Origin of the sequence: Fertoeibacter niger, from assembly GCF_009380135.2 — a bacterium.
Classification (GTDB): domain Bacteria; phylum Pseudomonadota; class Alphaproteobacteria; order Rhodobacterales; family Rhodobacteraceae; genus Fertoeibacter; species Fertoeibacter niger.
Genome location: NZ_WHUT02000008.1, coordinates 178,480 through 196,716 on the forward strand (window position 1 = coordinate 178,480; position 18,237 = coordinate 196,716).

Sequence of the window (18,237 nt, forward strand, 5' to 3'; positions counted from 1 at the left end):
GCAAACTCCGCAGGCCCTGATTGCAATTGACGCTAGGGCAAAACCCGGCGCAGGGAAAGTGGTGGCTTAGTCGCCCCACAGATCATCGTGCCTCTCAAGGACCGCAATCAGGCGTTCAGCAACAAGCGCATGATCGGCCAGCGCCGGATGCCAGTGGCAGGCGCCACGCCCCAGCTCCGGCAGGATCAGCAGTTCGGCCCGCGCCCCCTCGGCCAGAAAGGCGTCATGGGCCGCCCGATGCGCCGCCAGCAGATCCTCGCCATACTCGCCAAAGGCCAGCAGCACGAACAGCGCGTCGGGATTTGCGGCGCGCAGGCTGCGCAGGAAATACAGCAGCGTCGCCTGAAAGTCGGCCCGCAGCGCCGCCACATCGGCCCAGCCCTCCCCCGTGCGCAGAGAGGTTGAAAAATCATTCGATCCGATGCCCAGCACGATGACACCTGCGGTGCTTTCGGCTGCAACCGGCCCGCCCTCCAGCAGCAGCGGATAGATGTCGGGCAAGCTGCGGCCCGGTTCGGCCCCGTCATAATTGCGCACCAGCCCGACGCCCGACCGCGCGACAACCCCGAACTCTGCCCCAAAGTGACGCGCCACGCGCGGGCCAAAGGACTGGCCGGTATCAGTGGTCAGAAACACCTGTTCCGCCGTGCAGTCACGCGACGCGGCGGTATTGCCGTAGCCTACGGTATCGGAATCGCCGATGAAGGCGATGCTGCGCGCCAGCGGGGCAGGCGGCGGCAGGGCTTGCCCGCCCGAAGGCAGAAAGAACCCGCCGAACCGCGCCGGGCCGGGCGATTCGCTCAGCTTTTCCAGCAGGATGTCATGCGGGCCGGGGCCAAGGCCGCTGATGTGCAGTTGCGCGTTTCCCGGGCGGGTCAGCAGCAGAACGGTGCCGCCCACTGTCACGCGGTAGCGGTTCAGCGCGTCGTCAAACAGCGCCAGCACCTGATCCCCCTCGAACCGTGCGGTGGCCTGCACGGCTGGCCACTGGTGGCGAAAGCCCGGGCCATCGGGCAGAATACGGCCCGTTGTGGCCAGCGACAGGGGTTGCGCCCCGGGCGGCAGCGCCGCCCCTTCGCGCAGCGCCGCGATGGCCGAGCCCGCGCTTTGCGTCTCAAGGGCGGGCACCGGCCCCTGCGGCAGGCGCGGGCTGGCCACCTGCCACAGGCCAAACGCCGCCAGCACCACGACACCGGCCAAGACCGCAGCAACAAGGGGGGGAAGGCGCAAGGCAGGGCCCTTTCGCAAGCGGCCCGGGGGCCGAGGCAGACTGGCCTTTCATACCAGCGCGCTGCCCCGCGCCGCAACCGGTGCCTGCGCCAGTTGAGCATCAACCGCCACGCTGCGCGACCGGCCGCGCCAGAGGTCTTCTTGGCGGTGCAAGCCATCACGCAACAGCCGGTCCTGTCACTGGCCATATGGCGAAGCTCCTTGGTGGCCGCCCAGTTCTTTCACCGCCTGATCGCGGGCGGGGGAAACATGAAACAGACGATACACCTGACGGCAACCTGCGGCAGATCGGGCCGGGAATGTTCACGCTGGTCGTCGGCCTGTAGCTGATAGTCTCGGGCCTGCCGCTTGTCATTGCAAAGGTGCCCTTCGGATGGATTTCCTGTCCAACACAACAGCCGGGCTTGAAACAAAACCGTCGTTCATAAACCTGTGGCTCTGTTTTCGGAGGTGTTTCGGGGCATGCTGATCGGGGCCATCCCGAAGTCGGTGCGCTTTCTGCGATGCCGATGGTGTTTGCCATCACGTTCTGCCTTGGGCTGACGACAGCGCTGATCATGCGGGCGGGCATCCGGTGTCGCAGCAGGGTCGGGGCAAGGTGGCCTTGCTGATGGCCACGGCCGCGTGTTTTTTGGGCGGCACGATCGGCATCCCGGTGGTGATAACTCTTGAGCCTTTCATAGCGTGCTATGCGCTACGCTCTGGCCCGCCCGAGCAATTTGCGCAGGTGCTGCTTGGGCCGGTTGCATATTCCAGCGTCGCGGTCAGGCAGGGGTGGCGGGGTTGTCACCCCTGCCTGACTGCGGCAATACGATTGCGCTGCTGAACAGCGCGCGGCGGTTGATTGCGAAAACACCGGCCTGGTCTTTCTGCCTGCGAAGCCTGCGCCAAGCCCATGGCATTGCCGCTGCACGATCACTGCGATAGGATACTTCAAACCCTTGCTATCGTCCTGATGGAGCGTGATGGATCCGCTGTCAGAAGTTCTTTCGCTGCTGAAGCCGCAAAGCCATGTCTCGTCTGGCTTTGATGCCGGGGGCGACTGGTCACTGCATTTCGCGATCCGCAACGATGTAATCAAATGCTATGCCGTGCTGTCGGGTGGTTGCTGGCTGGTGCTTGACGGCCTTGCTCCGCTTTGGTTGACGGCGGGGGAATGTTTCGTCCTGCCCGGTGGCCGCCCCTTTCGGCTGACCAGCGATGTCGCCTTGCCGCCCAGTGATGCCAAGACCGCCTTTCCACCGGCGACCCCCGGCGGAATTGTCACCATCAACGGCGGCGGCGGGCTGTTTCTGGTTGGCAGCCGTTTCACGGTCAGCGGCCGGAACGCGGGCAGGTTGCTGGGCATGATGCCGCCCGTCGTGCATATCCGCGGCGACGCGGAACAGGCGGCCCTGCGATGGTCGTTGGAACGGATGCGGCAGGAACTGCGCGAGGCGCAGGCCGGGGGCCATCTGGTTGCCCAGCATCTGGCGCATATGATGCTGGTGCAGGCGCTGCGGCTGCATCTGGCACATCAGGGCAGCACCGATGTGGGCTGGTTCGCGGCGTTGGCCGACCCGCAGATGGCGACCGCAATCAGCGCCATTCATGCCGACCCGGCCCGGCGCTGGACATTGCAGGATCTGGCCCGCCATGTCGGCATGTCGCGGTCGGTCTTTGCCGGCAGGTTCAAGCAAAAGCTGGGCGAGACGCCGATGGAATACATCACCCGCTGGCGCATGCTGCTGGCGGCCGAGCGGTTGGAAAACTCTGACGATCCGCTGTCGGTGATCGCGCCTGATCTGGGCTACGAATCCGAAAGTGCGTTCAGCACCGCGTTCAAACGGGTGATGTGCCAGCCGCCGCGCGTGTTCCGCAACCGGCCGGTTGCCACTTTGCTGGCGGCAGGCTGAGCGCAAGCGCGTGCTGGCCCCGGCAGACTGGATGCTTGGTCCGAAGAATGCTTTTCAATTTAGAGAGGCGCGGGTTACAAGCGATCCTGACCCTATTCTGCCCTTGGTGGGCGCAACACCTCAGGCCATGATGCCCCTTGCCAGCCCAGCCCAGCCCAAGATCGTCAGCAAGCCCCGGTTGCTGTTTCGCCCCGATGCCGTGCTGGGCTGGCGGCTGACACCGCAGGCCTCTGTCCGCGTCAGGTTTCGTGATGCGATCATGCAGACAATCGGTGATGATGGCTGGCGGCATGTGCCGGGCTCCACCGTGGCGCGGGGCCCGCGTCTGGCGTTTTATGGCTGCTCCTTTACCTATGGCACCGGGCTTGCGGATGACGAGACATATACCGCGCTGCTGCAACGCGACCTGCCGGGGCTGCGCATTCTGAACCGGGGCATCGGCGGTCACGGCACGGTGCAGAACCTGCTGCAATTGCGCCGTGACATTGCAGCGGGTGCTGTCGATGCGGCGGTGTTTGCAATCATCAGCGATCATCGGTTCCGCAACATCCCCCATCCCCAGCGCATGCGGCAGTATCTTAGCCCCGAATGGTATCACCTTGGCGTCGAACATGTGCCGGTGGCGCGGATGGATGCGACGGGGCAGGTGCGGATTGTCTATCTGCCGCTGTGGCAGCCGGCCATGAACGCGGCAGATTTCACGGTGTTTCTGCCCGATGACTGGATGATCACCATGGCCACCCTCGCGGTGCTTGATCTGGTGCGCCAGACCGCCGAGGCGGCGGGCGTTCCGCTGATGTTCGTGCTGCTGGATGCGCAGGATGCTGATTTTTCCGCCGCAGTTTGCGGCAGGTTCGCCCAGGCGCATGACATTTCCACGCCCCATGACCCGCAGCACACGTTCCTGCCGCAGAATGCGCATCCGAACATGCAGGCCAACCGGCTGTTTGCCCAGCGTCTGCTGCCGCTTGTGACCACTCTTTGCGAGGCTCTGCCGGTTGGAGGCACGCGATGACCGGGGCCGGTTACACGCTGGGGATTTCGGCACATTTCCACGATTCCGCCGCAGCACTGGTGCAGGGCGACCGCATCATCGCGGCAGCGCAGGAAGAACGCTTTACCCGCAAAAAGGCCGACTGGGGCTTTCCCGATCACGCGATCCGGTATTGTCTGTCGCAACTGCCGGCCGGGGCAAGCGTTGCCCATCTGGCCTATTACGAAGACCCCGGCCTGAAAGTGCAGCGCATTCTGGAAACGGCGCGGGAAAAGCTGCCATCGGGTGCGCGGCTTTGGCCACAGATGATCGAGACACTGAGATGTCTGGCCGAACATCTGCCGCGCCAGCTTGCCACGGTGGCGGGCGACACCGGCCGCATCATGTTTGTGCCGCACCACCGGTCGCATGCGGCCTCGGCGTTTTACCCGTCGCCGTTTCAGGAAGCTGCGGTTCTGGTGCTGGACGGGGTGGGCGAATATTCCACCACAACGCTGTGGTCCGGCGATGCCGGTGGACTGCGGGCGCAGGGTGAAATCCGGTTTCCGCATTCGCTTGGGCTGTTCTACAGCGCCTTCACGCAATACTGCGGCTTCAAGGTGAACTCGGGTGAATACAAGCTGATGGGTCTGGCCCCGTTCGGCGAACCGCAGTTCCGCACCATGATCCGCGACAAGCTGATAGACATCGGCAGTGATGGCTCGTTCACGCTGAACATGGAGTATTTCGGTTTCGACCGGGATCTCAGCACCACATCGCCCCTGTTCGAGATGCTGTTTGAACAGCCGCACCGGCGCGAGTCTGCACCGATCACACCGTTTCACATGAACATGGCCGCCTCGGCCCAGGCGGTGCTGGAAGAGGCGGTGCTGGCGCTGGCAACGACTGCGCTGCACCGCAGCGGCAGCCGCAACCTGTGCCTAGCGGGCGGCGTGGCGCTGAATTGCGTGGCCAACCGGCGCTTGCGGCGCGACTTAGACGGGCTGGACGGGTTGTGGATCCAGCCTGCCGCGGGCGATGCGGGCGGCGCACTTGGCGCGGCGCTGGAGGTGGCGCGCAAAGGCGCACCCGCACGGCAGCCTGTGGCGCCGGATGCCATGGCGGGCGGTTTTCTGGGGCCCGAATATTCCGATGCCGAGATTCGCCGCGCATTGGACGATGCCGGGCTGATCCATGAACATGTGCCCGATGCCGCCGACTATGCTGCGCGTGTTGCGCAAACGCTGGCGGAAAAGCAGATCGTGGGCCATTTTCATGGACGGATGGAATTTGGCCCCCGCGCGCTTGGCAACCGTTCGATCCTGGCGGACCCGCGCGGCAAGGAAACCTTGAGCCGCGTCAACCTTTCGATCAAGTTCCGCGAAGACTGGCGGCCTTTTGCGCCGATCGTTCTGGCCGATCAGGCGGCGACCTATTTCGAAGAGCCCACCGAAAGCCCCTACATGCTGCTGGTGGCCGATCTGAAACCCGCGTTTCGTGGCCCGCAGGCCGTGCGCAAGGCGCGCGCGCAGGGGCATCACACACCGATGCAGTTGCAAAATGCGATCACCAGCCAGTTCGCTGCCGTGACCCATGTGGATTTCAGCGCGCGGCTGCAAACGGTCGATCCGGCGATGGGCGCACGGGCGGGCGCGATCCTTCAGGCGTTCCATGCGCTTACCGGCTGCCCGATGCTGCTGAATACCTCGTTCAACGTGCGTGGTGAGCCGATCATATGTTCACCGAAAGATGCCATCGACTGTTTTCTGAACACGCATCTTGACCTGCTGGCCATCGGCGGATTCCTGGTGCGCAAATCCGCGCAGCCCGCAAGTCTGCGCGAAAAGGTGGGGAGAACACGATTTGCCGCCGATTGAACAGTCCGAATTCCTGCAACGCTTCATGGCGCTGCTGGAGGATGCGGGCCCTGCCGGCCCAGCCGGGGCACAGGGTTTGCTGACTGCCATGCCCGCACTGGATACCGGCGCCCGCGAGTTCGCGCAGGTTTACGGGGCGCAAGGCGCGCTGCTGGCCGCGCTGACAGCCGAGGCATCATCGCGCGGCGACACCGGAATGGCGGGCCTGCTGTCGGCGCTTGAACAGGCGTTGCGCGATCAGACGCTTGAGATGGCACCTGCACCCAAAGAGGCACCACGGCTTACTGCCTATGTCTATCCGGTGGTCTGACCCCAGACCGGGCGAGACAGGCCCTGCCATGTCACGCCCGGTCTGCGGTGGTCAGTTCTGTGTCGGATAGACACCAAAAAGCGAGACGCAATAGCGGATGACCAGTGACGGATCCTGAACACTGACCGGTTGTGAGCCGCCTGTCGCGCCGATCATCTCGGATGACATGACCACATTTGCCGGCTGGTCGGAATAGATCGTCTCCTGCCCGCTGCCGCCGGATGGGGCTGCAGCCAGCAGTTTGCCGGCCGGCCCGGGGAAATTGCCGTCGCTGTTCGTGGCATTCACCAGATGGTTGTGCGTGGCAAGCTGCTGGGCGGTGAACGTCACGTTTTCCTGCCCGCCGGTTTCGCCCAGAAAGCGCGGGGTCAGGCCCGGGCCGCTGCCACTGGCCACCGGCAAGCGCCCGCGCAGATCGGGGATGCCAAATGTCGTGACACCATCGCCGCCGAATGTGGTCGAGAACAGCGAAAACAGGGCGTTGTTGTCACTTATCCGCAAGAGCTGGCCCTCGGCGCTAACCCAGCCAGAGGGGCAGTAGCCGAGAATGCCGGTGGCTGCGATTTCGCCGACATAGGGCTCGCCGTCTGCCGCAGCGCGGTCGGGTGTCAGCAGCCCGGCCAATGCGAGGATCAGCGCAGGCAATGTGCAGGAGGTGGTCTTCGTCAGGAAGGTCATGGATTGTCTCCAAACTCTCTTCATATGCGGGTGGGATGCCACGGCACGCCAGCGCTGTGGCACCACTGAACAGCGGGCTGTCAGGGCCGGGGCGGGAAACTGCCCGAGGTCGCAATGCAATGGGTCAGCACCAGAAACGGATCCTGCGTATTCGTCGGGGCGCTGCCACCGGCTGCACTGATCATCGTAGGGTTCATCGTCACATTCGGCGGCTGTTGGGAATAGATCGTCTCGTTCCCGCTGCCCCCCGTCGGTGCAGCGGCCAGAAGCTTGCCGCCCGGGCCGGGCAAGTCACCGTCCTCGTTGTTGACGTTCACGACATGGCTGTGGGCGGCCATCGTTGCCAGTGTCATGGTCTTTGTTTCGGAACCGGCCACCTGACCTGCCACATGAGGCGACAGGTTCGGCCCGTTGCCCTGACCGATGGTAATGCGGCCACTGAGGTTGGGCAGGGCGAAATTTGTGGTGCCGTCGCCGCCGAACTGCGTTCCCAGCAGCGCAAACAGCGCCTGGTTCTGCCCGATGCCAACCAGTTGCCCGCTCGCCTGAGTCCAGCCCGTCGGGCAAAAGCCAAAGCCCACGATCATGATGTCGCCCAGATAGGGTTCGACCCCGGCTTCGGCCCGGTCGGGAGTGCCCGTCGCGGCCAGACCAAGGCCGATTGCGCAGGCGGCGGACAGCATTTGTCCCAAAGATTTCATGGAATGCTCCATCATAGTCATTGCGTTTCTGCCCGTTGGCAGCCGTGCATTTCAACCCCAGCCTGCTGACGGCTCAGGGCCGGGGCGGGTACAAGCCCTCTGTCGCAATACAGTAGCGCATCACCAGATAGGGATCCTGCACGTTGAACGGTGCGTTTTGCCCCGAGGATGCGATCATGGCAGCCGACATCGTGCGATCGGCGGGCTGATCGGAATAGATGGTTTCAGACCCGACACCGCTGGGCGGCGCCGCGGCCAGCAGTTTGCCGCCCGGGCCGGGCAAGTCGCCATCCAGATTGTTGGCATTCACCGCATGGGTATGGAAGGGGATCTGGTCGGCCGTCAGGGTCTGGTTTTCCGAGCCGAGTGTCTGCCCCTGCGAACGCGGCGTCAGACCGTTGCCACTGCCCTGGCCCATCGCAGCCCGGCCACGCAGATCCGGCAACCCGAAGGACGTGCTTCCGTTGCCGCCGTAGGCGAAACCGACCAGCGAGAACAGCGCGCTATACTGCTGGATGGACAAAATCTGCCCTTCGGCACTCAGCCAGCCATCAGGGCAATAGGTGTAGCCGACTGCCAGAATGTCGCCGATGTAAGGCTCTATCCCTGCGCGGGCTTGCTGCGGGAATGCGGCCATCGAGGCTGCAAGACACAGCATGGCAGAGCCAGCCGATACGCGATCAAAAACCGATTTCATCCAATCCCCCAATGCGGTTTGATTAATCTCCTAGTTGTGGGCGGAGTTTCATCCAGTTCTTTTACGAAAGCAAAATGGATTTTCAGAATTTTCCCGCAATGTCGGCATGGCGACACCCAAGGCCGCAACAACCGGAAGATGCGCTGGTGCTGCGGGTTGATCTTGGGCAAATTCCCCCCTCAGGCTGCCGTGTTGCTGTTGATCTGCCACTGCTGGGGCGCGGGCAGCCGCCTTCAGCCCTGCGGCAGAACCCAGCCTCCGGTGATGGCCACTGTCAGCGATTCACCCGGTGCCGCGCGCTGCGGCAGGTTCAGCAGCAGCACATCTGCCTGATCGTCCAGTTGCACCCGCGCCTCCCAGTGGTCTCCGCGATAGGCGCACGCCAGCACCCGCGCGGATGCCCCTGCGGGATCGACGCGCAGGTCGCCGGGACGCAGCAGCACCTGGGCCGGGCCGGGGCGTGCCTGGGCTGCCCGGGCCACCACTTGCAGACCTGTGGCCAGTCGCAGGGCAGCCTCGCCGCGGGAGCTGGACATGACCTCGGATTGCAACACCACCCCGCGCCCGATGAAACCGGCTACAAAGGCGGTGGCGGGTCGGTCGTGCAAATCCTGCGGGGTGGCGATCTGCTCGAACCGCCCGGCGCGCATCACCGCGACCAGATCAGACAAAGCCATGGCCTCGCGCTGGTCATGGGTGATGAACAGCGTCGTCGCCCCGGCGCGGGCGTGAAAGGCCGTCATCTCTTCCTCCATCGCGGCGCGCAGATGGGGGTCAAGATTGGCCAGGGGTTCATCCATCAAGACGATGCGCGCCTGTGCGGCAAGGCAGCGCGCCAGCGCAACCCGCTGGCGCTGCCCGCCCGACAGATCGGCAGGCCGCCGGTCGGCGAACCGGGCAAGGTCCACGCTGTGCAGGTGCTGCTGCGCCTCGGCCCGCGCGGCGCTGCGGCTGGCCCCTGCCGCCTCGATCGGAAAGGCCACATTGCCCAGCACATCCATATGCGGCCACAGCGCATAGGACTGGAACACCACCCCCACGCCCCGCGCCTCGGGGGGCAGGTGCAGGCCCGGCCCGGCCACCGCGCGGCCCTCCAGCATGATGCGGCCCTCGTCCAGCGGCTCCAGCCCCGCGATCATGCGCAAGAGGGTGGATTTGCCGCAGCCGGACGGTCCAAGCACCGTAAAGAAACAGCCGGTGGGAATGGTCGCCGACAACCGGTCCACGGCATGCGAGGCCCCGTAGCGGCGGGTCAGGTTTTCAAGCGTGATCGACATGTGTTCCGGCCTTTCTAGCCGCGCCAGGGAATGATGCCGGGCGGCAGGTTGCGCCCCAGCCAGTGCAGCGCCAGCATCAGCAGCAGCGTTGCCAGCACCGAGATCACCGACATCGCCGCGGCCAGCGTGGAATAGCCGCCATCCTCATAGTTGAAGATCACCGTGCCCAGCGTTTCGGTGCCGCGCGTCCACAGGATCGACGACAGCGTCACCTCGTTCCAGGCGGTCAGCATCACCAGCACGGCCCCCGACGCGGCGGCAGGGGCGGCCAGCGGTGCGTCGATGCGCCAGAACCGCCGCCAGAACCCGGCACCCGATACGCGGGCCGCCTCTTGCAACGCGGGGTCAAGGGCGGCAAAGGCCACGCCCACGGGTTTCAGCCCAACGGCCAGAAAGGCCGCCAGATAGGCCCCCAGAATGATCGCATGCGTGCCGTAAAGCGAGACGCCGATCAGCGGCAACGGCTTGATGAAGGCGATGATGAAGGCGATCGAGATCACCAGCCCCGGCAGGGCATAGGCAATCTCGGCCAGTGTGGCGATGCCCCGCGCACCCGCAGCGGCTGGCCCGCGCAGGAGCGCGCCCGTGGCCAGCGCCAGCCCGGCCACCAGCGCCCCGGCCAGCACCGCCAGCCCAGCCGAATTGGCAAAGGCGCGGGCGGTGACGGATTGGGTAAAGATCACCTCATGGAAATGGCGCAGGGTGGCGGTAGCGGCGTTCAGCGGCACGCCATAGGTCGGCACCAGCGCCGTGGCGAGCATCGCCAGCAACGGCGCCAGCAACAGCAGCGCCAGCAATGCCCACAGCCCGCCTTCCACCAAAGGCCGCGCGCGGCCAAGGCTCAGCCGCAGCGGCTGTTGCGCCGGGCCGATCAGCGCCACCGCCCAGCCCCGCGCCAGCCGCATCTGCGCCCAGACCGCCAGCACCGCGATGCCCCCGATCAGCGTGGCCAGCACCGCCAGATCGGCCAGCACACTCGGCCCGCTGGAGGCAAGGCGCTGCCACATCAGCACCGGCAACGTCACATAGCGCCCCGGAATGCCCAGCAGCGCGGGCACGCCGAAATTGCCAAGCGCCGCCACAAAGGCCAGGGCAAAGCCCGCCAGAAACGCGGGCCCCATCAGCGGCAGGATCACCCGGCGCAGCAGCAGCCACGGCCCCGCGCCATTCACCCGCGCCGCCTCGGCCAGATCGCGGGGCAGGGCGCGCAGGGCGGCGCGCAGCGTCAGATACACGATGGGCACCTGTTGCAGCGCCAGCAACGCGATCACGCCTTCACGCGAATAAAGCGGGTTGGTGCTGCCCGGCGGGGGTGCTGTCCCCAGCATCTGCAACAGCACGCTGGACGGCCCCAGCATCTGCATCCAGGCAATCGCCGTCACATGCGGCGGGATCATCATCAGCATCAGAATGGCAAAAGACAGCGCCACCCGCCCGCGCAGATCCGAAAGGCCGATCAGCAGGCCAAGCCCGCCCCCCACCACAACCGCCAGCGCCGCCGACAGCGCGGCACTTTCCAGGCTGTGCCACAGGGCGCGCTGCACCGACCGGCTGGACAGCGCCGCAGCAAAGGCATCCACCCCGCCACCGCTGGCAAACAGCGCCAGCCGGCCCACAGCGGCAAGGGGCAGGATGAACAGGCCAATGGCCGCCAGCACCAGCAGCGTCAGCAGCAGCGGTTCACCAAAAAGGCGGCGCAGCCCCGACGCCTTGGCGGGGGCTGCGCGCAGATCAGACGGCATGTGCAGATCAGCCGCCGAACATCTCGGTGAAGCGGGCCTTGTTCGCGGTCTCTTCCGCCAGCGCCTTTGCCGGGTCGAAGGGCAGGATCTTGATCGTGTCACGCGCCGGGAAACCGGCAGGCGGTGTGACGCCCGGATGCGCGGGCAGATAACCCATGTCGGCGGCAAGCTGCTGGCCCGGTTCCGAAATCAGGAAATCGACAAAGGCTTTCGCCGCATCGGGGTTCTGCGTATTGGCCAGAATGGCCACCGGTTCAGACACCGCCGACACACCTTCCACCGGGAACACGAACTGGATCGGCGCACCGTTGGCCGCCTCGCGGATCGCCAGGAAATCCACCAGGAAACCATACAGTTTCTCGCCGCCCGCCACGGCCTTCAGCACGCCGCCATTGGCACCATCGGCCACGGCACCCTGATTGGCCAGCGTCTCGTAAAAGCCCCAGCCCAGATCGGCCACGCCGGTAACGGCAACCATGTGGATGGTGGCCGCACCCGACGCCAGGGGCGAGGGCATCATGAAGGCTGCCGTCACTTCGGGCGCAGTCAGGTCGGCGTAGGATGTCGGCTGCATCGGCGCGCTGGTGTTATAGACGATGCCGGTGGTGATCAGCTTGGTCGCGAACCAGGACTTGTCTGCATCCATGATGCCCGGCTCATAGGCCGAGATATCGGCATCGGGATGCGCCATCAGCAGGCCCTCGGCCTTCAGCCCTTCCATCGTCACGCTGTCGGCGATCAGCAGAACATCGGCCTGCGGGGCACCTGCCTCCAGTTCAGCGCGGAATTTCGCCATGATCTTCGGGGTGCCGTCGCGCACCCATTCCACGGTGACGCCGGGGTTGGCCGCCATGAACGCATCGACGGTTTTCTGCGCATCCTCGTTGGGCTGCGAGGTGTAAAGCACCAGATTGCCGGTCACTTCGGCGAAGGCGGCGGTCGAAAGGCTGAGGGCGGCAAGGGTGGACAAGATCACGCGGCGCATGGGCGGTTCCTTTGGATGGTTGTGCGGGCTGGCCCCGGGGGCTGTTTCATGGCGCGGTGCAGCCCCCCTGCGGGGCATCTGCACCAGCGTGGCGGATGGCACGGGTTTCGTGGCGGAATGTCAGGGCCCTGGCCCCGACACCGGCACGATTCCGGTCTGGCTGCGCCCGTGCCTAACCGGGCCACGCGACAGTCATGTGACGGATTGCCGAAAGTTGCGCCGGCCTGCCGCTGCGGCAGGCCGCGCTAGCGCGAGCTTTCGCGGATCAGCAATTCGGGGGTGATCGGCAGCAGGGCCGGGCCATCCTGCCGCCCGTCCAGCACATCAAGGATCAGCGCCGCCGCCTTGGTGCCGATGGCGCGGGAAAACGGGTTGATCGTGGTCAGGCTGGGCACGGCGACCGCCGCGATGTCATAATCGCCAAAGCCTGCAATGGAATAGCGGCCCGGCACCGCCAGCCCCCGGCGCTGGCATTCGGTCAGCGCGCCAAAGGCTGACAGATCCGACACGCAGATCACCGCCTGGGTGTCGGGCATCGTGTCGATCAGGCGGCCCATGGCGGTGGCCCCCTCGCGCATCGAGATCGGCGGCGGGCCTGCGGCGATCAGCCGGTCCACGGCCAGGCCCTGCGCCTGCATCGCGGCCACAAAGCCCGCCCGCCGGTCAGAACCGCGTGTGTCGCGGTCGGCGTCGCCGCCGATAAACGCGATGCGGGTCAGCCCCTGGCGCACGAAATGATCCACCATGCCGCGCACCGCCGCCGCGTTGGAAAAGCCGACGACATGGCCAATCGGGGCTTCGGGCAGATCCCAGGTCTCGATAACCGGAATGCCTGCGTTTTCCAGCAGACGCCGCGCGCGGGGCGTGTGCCGCCCGCCTGTCACCACGATGGCCCCCGGCCTGCGGCGCAACAACTGCTCGATCAGTCGCTCTTCCTCAAGGATGTCGTAGTTCGTATAGCCCAGCAATATCTGCAATTGCCGTGCCTTCAGCCCTTCCGACAGGCCGCCGACCGTATCGGCAAAGTTGGCATTGTTCAGCGACGGGATGGTGACGGCCACGAAATCGCTGCGCTGCGAGCGCAGGTTGGACGCGGTGCTGTCGAACACATAGCCCAGATCCTCGGCCGCCTGCAGGATGGCCGCGCGGGTGGTTTCACTGACCGAACCTTCGCTTTTGAACGCGCGGCTGACCGTCATGGGCGACACGCCCGCCACCCGGGCAATGTCGATCATGGTGGGTGGTTTGCGGGTCATGGCGGGGCTTTCAGCGGGAATGTTAACGTTCCCCTACTGAACACGGCAGCCCCGCCCAGTTCAAGCCACGGCGTTACAGCACATATTCATGCGCCGTGGTCACATGATGGTGGATGCGCCCGGCAAAGAACCGCGCCAGAACCGCCTCGGTCGCGGCCTTGCCCGCCGCACGGGCCGGGCTGGCCAGCGCCAGATCCACCGCCGCAAGGTCGGGATAAGATACTGCAAGGATCAGCGGGTATTCCGGCGCGCCATCGTCGCGGGCATCGGCAAAGCAGACGCGGACCGCCAAGGCACCGGGAAAGGCCTTCCACTTCGGCAGGATTTCTTCCAGCACGGCGGCGCGGAAGGCTTCGGTCTTGCCCTCGTGGACCGCGCCTTCGAACAGGGCGTATCGTGTGATCATGCGGTATCCTTTGCTGCGGCCTGCGGGCCCTTGAAAAACTCCATCAGCGCGGCCTGATCCTCGCCGCCAAGCCCTGCGGCGGTCAGCATGCGGTGCACCTCGGCGCAGATCGCAGTCAGGGGCATCGCGGTGTGGGTCAGCCGGGCCAGATCCTGCGCGGCGTTCAGATCCTTCACCATGTTGTCGATGCGGCCCGTGCGGCGGTAATCGCGCGCGGCAAAGCGCGGCATGTATTCCTGCAAGATCGCTGAATCCGCCCGCCCGCCTTTCAGCGCCTGCGGAATGCGCGCCACATCCACGCCCGCCGCCTCGGCCAGCGCCGTCGCCTCGGCCACGGCCAGAAAATTCAGCCCGCACAGCACCTGGTTGATCAGCTTCGTCGTCTGGCCCGCGCCCGCAGGCCCCATATGCGTCTGGTTCGCGGCCACCTGCGCCAGCACCGCCTGCGCCTGGGCCACATCTGCGGCGGTGCCGCCCTGCATCAGCGTCAACGCACCCGTCGCGGCCTTGGGGATGCCACCCGACAAGGGGCTGTCCACCCAGCGCAGGCCACGCGCGGCGGCATCCGCAGCCAGCGACTGCGTCGCCTCGGGGTCGATCGACGACATGTCGATGATCAGCGTGCCCGCGTGCGCGCCTTCGGCAACACCATCCGGCCCGAACACCGCCAGCCGCACGATCCGCGCCGCGTTCAGGCTGAGGATAACAGCTTGCGCACCTTTGGCGGCCTCTGCCGCCGTGGCCGCCGCCACCGCGCCAAGCGCCACCAGCGCCGCCACCTTTTCCGGGTCCAGATCAAAGACAACCAGTGGGCTGCCCGTCTGCACCAGCCGTGCGCCGATGGCACCGCCCATCGCCCCTGCGCCAATCAGCGCGATATGCCTGTTCATGCCACCCCCTCCACGATCCGCGCCACCAATGCATCCAGCGGCTGATCTATATCCATCCGCAGCGCCTCGTCCGGGCCCGGCGGTTCCAGCGCCGCGAACTGGCTGTCGAGCAGCGACAGCGGCATGTAATGCCCCTGCCGCGCCGCCATCCGGCCCGCGATCAGGTCACGGCTGCCGTGCAGATGCACGAAACGCACCGGCCCGCCCGCCCCCGCCCTGATCCGCTCGCGGTAGGCGCGTTTCAGCGCGGAGCAACCGATGATCACCGGCGGCGCGGCCAGGGCCTGCGCCACCCGGTCCAGCCATGGCCAGCGGTCATCATCGGTCAGGGGCACGCCCTGCCGCATCTTTGCGACATTCTCTGCCGGGTGCAGATCATCACCATCGTGGTAAGGAATGCCCAGCCGCAGCGCCAAAGCGTCACCCACCGAGGATTTGCCGCAACCCGCCACCCCCATCAACACGATCCGCATCACAGCGAGGCCGTGATGCCGCCATCGACATAAAGGATGTGGCCGTTGACGAAACTCGCGGCATCGGATGCAAGGAAGATGCAGGCCCCCACCAGCTCATCCACTTGCCCCCAGCGGCCTGCGGGCGTGCGCTTTTCCAGCCAGGTGGTAAAGGCCGGGTCATTGACCAGCGCGTCGTTCAGCGGGGTCACGAAATACCCCGGCGCGATGGCGTTGCAGTTGAGCCCGTGGCGCGCCCAGTCGGTTGCCATGCCCTTGGTCAGGTTGCCCACCGCGCCCTTGGTCGCGGTATAGGGCGCGATGCCGGGGCGGGCGAGGGCGGTCTGCACCGAGGCGATGTTGATGATCCGGCCCCGATTGCGCCCGATCATGTGGCGCGCCACCGCCTGACCGACATGGAACACCGATGCGATGTTGGTCTGGAGCAGGCGTTCAAACGCCTCGGCCGGAAAATCCTCCAGCGGGCCGCGGTGCTGCATGCCTGCGTTGTTGACCAGAATGTCGATGGCGCCGTGATCGGCCTCGAACCCGTCCACCGCCGTGCGCACCGCCGCATGGTCGGTGGCATCAAAGGGCAGCGTCACCGCGCCGGGTATCTGCGCCGCCGCCGCTGCCAGCTTGCCCGCATCGCGCCCGTTCAGCACCACCTCTGCCCCCGCCGCCGCCAGGCCGCGCGCCAGTGCAAAGCCGATGCCCTGCGACGATCCGGTGATCAGCGCCCGCCGCCCCGTCAGATCGAAAAGCTGGATCCCCATCGGTGCCCCCTGCAAGTTTTGTCTCGACAAGCTGTTGCCCTCCCGTTTATGTTAACGATAACACGCATTGTCAAGCGCGAAGCGAACGGAGCCCCGAGGATGACAAAACCGCAGATCCTTCAGGTAGGGCCATACCCGGAATGGGATCAAGGCCCGCTGGATCAGGCCTTTACCATGCACCGTCTTTTTGCAGCCTCCGACAAGGCGGCATTCCTTGCGACTGTTGGCCCGCAGGTGCGCGCCATTGCAACGCGGGGCGAACTGGGGGCCAATGCCGCGATGATCGCCGCCTGCCCGTTGCTGGAGGTGATCAGCGTTTACGGCGTTGGCTATGATGCCGTCGATCTGGCGGCCTGCCGGGCGCGCGGCATCCGTGTGACAAATACCCCCGATGTGCTGACCAATGACGTGGCCGACCTTGGCGTCGCGATGATGCTGATGCAGGCGCGCGGCATGCTGGGGGCGGAACGCTGGGTGCGTGACGGGTCATGGGCGGCCAAGGGCCTGTATCCTTTGCAGCGCAAGGTCTGGGGGCGGCGCGCGGGCATTCTGGGGCTGGGGCGCATCGGGCAGGCGGTAGCCACGCGGCTGGCAGGTTTCGGGATGGACATCGCCTATGGCGGCCCCCGGCCCAAGGACGTGCCGTGGGACTATATCGCCGATCCCGTGGCGCTGGCCACGCGGTCTGATTTCCTGTTCGTGACGCTGGCGGCATCGCCAGCCACCCGGCATACCGTGGGCCGTGATGTGATCGCGGCGCTGGGGCCCGAGGGTATGCTGATCAACATCAGCCGCGCGTCGAACATTGATGAGGCGGCCTTGCTGGACGCGCTGGAAACCGGCGCGCTGGGGTCAGCCGCGCTGGATGTGTTTGACGGCGAACCGGCGCTGAACCCGCGCTTTCTGGCGCTGCCCAATGTGCTGCTGCAACCGCATCACGCCTCGGGCACCATCGAGACGCGCAAGGCGATGGGCCAACTGTTACGTGACAACCTGACGGCGCATTTCGCAGGCCAGCCGCTGCGCACCCCGGTGCTGTGATGCGCGCGCTGGTGATCCATGCCGCGCATGACCTGCGCCTTGAAGACCGCCCCGAAGAAACCCCCGGCCATGGCCAGTTGCGCCTGCGTCTGGCCACGGGCGGCGTCTGCGGGTCGGATCTGCATTATTACCACAACGGCGGTTTCGGCGCGGTGCGGCTGCGCGAACCAATGATCCTGGGGCATGAGGTGTCGGCCTTTGTCGAAAGCACTGGCCCCGGCGTGACCGGTTTTGCCAAGGGGCAGCTGGTGGCTGTGTCGCCCTCGCGCCCGTGCGGGGCCTGCCGGTTTTGTCTGGAAGGCTTGCCGAACCAGTGCCTGCACATGCGGTTCTACGGCTCGGCCATGCCGTTCCCGCACATTCAGGGTGCGTTCCGCGAGATGCTGGTGGCCGATGCCAGCCAATGCGTTGACGCCACCGGCCTGACCCCGGGCGAGGCCGCGATGGCCGAACCGCTGGCCGTCGCCCTGCACGCGACCACCCGCGCGGGCGGGATGCTGGGCAAGCGCGTGCTGGTCACTGGCTGCGGACCGATCGGCGTGCTGGCGATACTTGCGGCGCGACGGGCGGGCGCGGCCGAGATCGTGGCGACCGACCTGTCGGATTTCACGCTGGCGATGGCCCGTCAGGCCGGGGCCGACCGCACGGTCAACATGGCCACCGATGCCGATGGCCTGTCGGGCTATGCCGCCGACAAGGGGCATTTCGACGTGCATTACGAATGTTCCGGTGCCGCGCCTGCGCTGGCCGCAGGCATTGCTGCCCTGCGCCCGCGCGGCGTGATCCTGCAACTGGGGCTGGGCGGCGACATGACCCTGCCGATGATGGCGATCACCGCCAAGGAGCTGGAGCTGCGCGGTTCATTCCGCTTTCACAGCGAATTTGCGGTGGCGGTGGCGCTGATGCAAAAGGGTCTGATCGACGTGAAACCGCTGATCACCCATACAATGCCACTGGACCGGGCCGAAGAGGCGTTCCGTCTGGCATCGGACCGGGGCCAAGCGATGAAGGCGCAGATCAGCTTTGCATGACGCCTGCGCCTCAGGCCTGC

Annotated in this window: 19 protein-coding genes; 7 read left to right on the forward strand and 12 right to left on the reverse strand. The window is 66.0% G+C overall.

Going from position 1 to position 18,237, the window contains the following annotated elements:
* Positions 1 to 66: 66 nt before the first annotated feature.
* Complete coding sequence (locus GEU84_RS14405) at positions 67 to 1,230, reverse strand: SGNH/GDSL hydrolase family protein (RefSeq protein ID WP_152827284.1); 1,164 nt, start codon at positions 1,228 to 1,230, stop codon at positions 67 to 69.
* Between the two features lie 574 nt (positions 1,231 to 1,804).
* Here GEU84_RS14405 and GEU84_RS21535 point away from each other — a divergent pair.
* The 5 genes from GEU84_RS21535 to GEU84_RS14430 all read left to right on the forward strand — a co-directional run bounded on the left by GEU84_RS21535 (position 1,805) and on the right by GEU84_RS14430 (position 6,285).
* A complete protein-coding gene (locus tag GEU84_RS21535; RefSeq protein WP_174539887.1) occupies positions 1,805 to 2,056 on the forward strand; it encodes a tripartite tricarboxylate transporter permease in 252 nt (83 codons plus the stop codon).
* A 139-nt stretch (positions 2,057 to 2,195) separates the two neighbouring features.
* Positions 2,196 to 3,125, forward strand: a complete 930-nt coding sequence (locus tag GEU84_RS14415) for an AraC family transcriptional regulator (RefSeq protein ID WP_152827288.1) — start codon at positions 2,196 to 2,198, stop codon at positions 3,123 to 3,125.
* A 130-nt stretch (positions 3,126 to 3,255) separates the two neighbouring features.
* Complete coding sequence (locus GEU84_RS14420; RefSeq protein WP_152827290.1) at positions 3,256 to 4,140, forward strand: SGNH/GDSL hydrolase family protein; 885 nt, start codon at positions 3,256 to 3,258, stop codon at positions 4,138 to 4,140.
* Complete coding sequence (locus GEU84_RS14425) at positions 4,137 to 5,975, forward strand: carbamoyltransferase family protein (RefSeq protein WP_152827292.1); 1,839 nt, start codon at positions 4,137 to 4,139, stop codon at positions 5,973 to 5,975. The genes GEU84_RS14420 and GEU84_RS14425 overlap by 4 nt, the downstream gene beginning before the upstream one ends.
* A complete protein-coding gene (locus GEU84_RS14430; protein ID WP_152827294.1) occupies positions 5,962 to 6,285 on the forward strand; it encodes a hypothetical protein in 324 nt (107 codons plus the stop codon). The genes GEU84_RS14425 and GEU84_RS14430 overlap by 14 nt, the downstream gene beginning before the upstream one ends.
* A gap of 51 nt (positions 6,286 to 6,336) precedes the next feature.
* On the opposite strand, the gene GEU84_RS14435 is transcribed toward GEU84_RS14430, so the two are convergent.
* From GEU84_RS14435 to GEU84_RS14485, 11 genes are all read right to left on the reverse strand, one after another.
* Positions 6,337 to 6,963 (reverse strand): phage tail protein, encoded by a 627-nt coding sequence (locus GEU84_RS14435; protein WP_152827296.1) that lies wholly within the window; start codon positions 6,961 to 6,963, stop codon positions 6,337 to 6,339.
* Between the two features lie 80 nt (positions 6,964 to 7,043).
* Positions 7,044 to 7,664 carry a phage tail protein gene (locus GEU84_RS14440; protein WP_152827298.1) on the reverse strand — a complete coding sequence of 207 codons (621 nt, stop codon included), beginning with the start codon at positions 7,662 to 7,664 and terminating at the stop codon, positions 7,044 to 7,046.
* Between the two features lie 73 nt (positions 7,665 to 7,737).
* Positions 7,738 to 8,361, reverse strand: a complete 624-nt coding sequence (locus tag GEU84_RS14445) for a phage tail protein (RefSeq protein WP_241427702.1) — start codon at positions 8,359 to 8,361, stop codon at positions 7,738 to 7,740.
* Between the two features lie 233 nt (positions 8,362 to 8,594).
* Positions 8,595 to 9,638: an ABC transporter ATP-binding protein gene (locus tag GEU84_RS14450; RefSeq protein WP_152827300.1), complete on the reverse strand. Its 1,044-nt coding sequence runs from the start codon at positions 9,636 to 9,638 to the stop codon at positions 8,595 to 8,597.
* A gap of 14 nt (positions 9,639 to 9,652) precedes the next feature.
* On the reverse strand, positions 9,653 to 11,380 hold the full coding sequence (locus GEU84_RS14455) for an ABC transporter permease (RefSeq protein ID WP_152827302.1): 1,728 nt from the start codon (positions 11,378 to 11,380) through the stop codon (positions 9,653 to 9,655).
* A gap of 7 nt (positions 11,381 to 11,387) precedes the next feature.
* Positions 11,388 to 12,365 carry an ABC transporter substrate-binding protein gene (locus GEU84_RS14460; protein ID WP_152827304.1) on the reverse strand — a complete coding sequence of 326 codons (978 nt, stop codon included), beginning with the start codon at positions 12,363 to 12,365 and terminating at the stop codon, positions 11,388 to 11,390.
* A 245-nt stretch (positions 12,366 to 12,610) separates the two neighbouring features.
* A complete protein-coding gene (locus GEU84_RS14465) occupies positions 12,611 to 13,621 on the reverse strand; it encodes a LacI family DNA-binding transcriptional regulator (protein ID WP_241427703.1) in 1,011 nt (336 codons plus the stop codon).
* A 73-nt stretch (positions 13,622 to 13,694) separates the two neighbouring features.
* Positions 13,695 to 14,027: a hypothetical protein gene (locus GEU84_RS14470; RefSeq protein WP_152827306.1), complete on the reverse strand. Its 333-nt coding sequence runs from the start codon at positions 14,025 to 14,027 to the stop codon at positions 13,695 to 13,697.
* Complete coding sequence (locus GEU84_RS14475) at positions 14,024 to 14,917, reverse strand: NAD(P)-dependent oxidoreductase (protein WP_152827308.1); 894 nt, start codon at positions 14,915 to 14,917, stop codon at positions 14,024 to 14,026. Before GEU84_RS14475 ends, GEU84_RS14470 begins: the two co-directional genes overlap by 4 nt.
* Positions 14,914 to 15,390, reverse strand: a complete 477-nt coding sequence (locus GEU84_RS14480) for a gluconokinase (protein ID WP_152827310.1) — start codon at positions 15,388 to 15,390, stop codon at positions 14,914 to 14,916. The genes GEU84_RS14475 and GEU84_RS14480 overlap by 4 nt, the downstream gene beginning before the upstream one ends.
* A complete protein-coding gene (locus GEU84_RS14485) occupies positions 15,390 to 16,145 on the reverse strand; it encodes an SDR family oxidoreductase (RefSeq protein ID WP_152827311.1) in 756 nt (251 codons plus the stop codon). Before GEU84_RS14485 ends, GEU84_RS14480 begins: the two co-directional genes overlap by 1 nt.
* A gap of 99 nt (positions 16,146 to 16,244) precedes the next feature.
* Between GEU84_RS14485 and GEU84_RS14490 the strand changes: the two genes are divergently transcribed.
* The gene (locus tag GEU84_RS14490) at positions 16,245 to 17,186 is read left to right on the forward strand and encodes a 2-hydroxyacid dehydrogenase (protein ID WP_152827313.1); all 942 of its coding nucleotides are present in this window, start codon (positions 16,245 to 16,247) and stop codon (positions 17,184 to 17,186) included.
* The gene (locus GEU84_RS14495; protein ID WP_152827315.1) at positions 17,186 to 18,217 is read left to right on the forward strand and encodes an L-idonate 5-dehydrogenase; all 1,032 of its coding nucleotides are present in this window, start codon (positions 17,186 to 17,188) and stop codon (positions 18,215 to 18,217) included. Before GEU84_RS14490 ends, GEU84_RS14495 begins: the two co-directional genes overlap by 1 nt.
* The last annotated feature ends 20 nt before the right edge of the window (positions 18,218 to 18,237 follow it).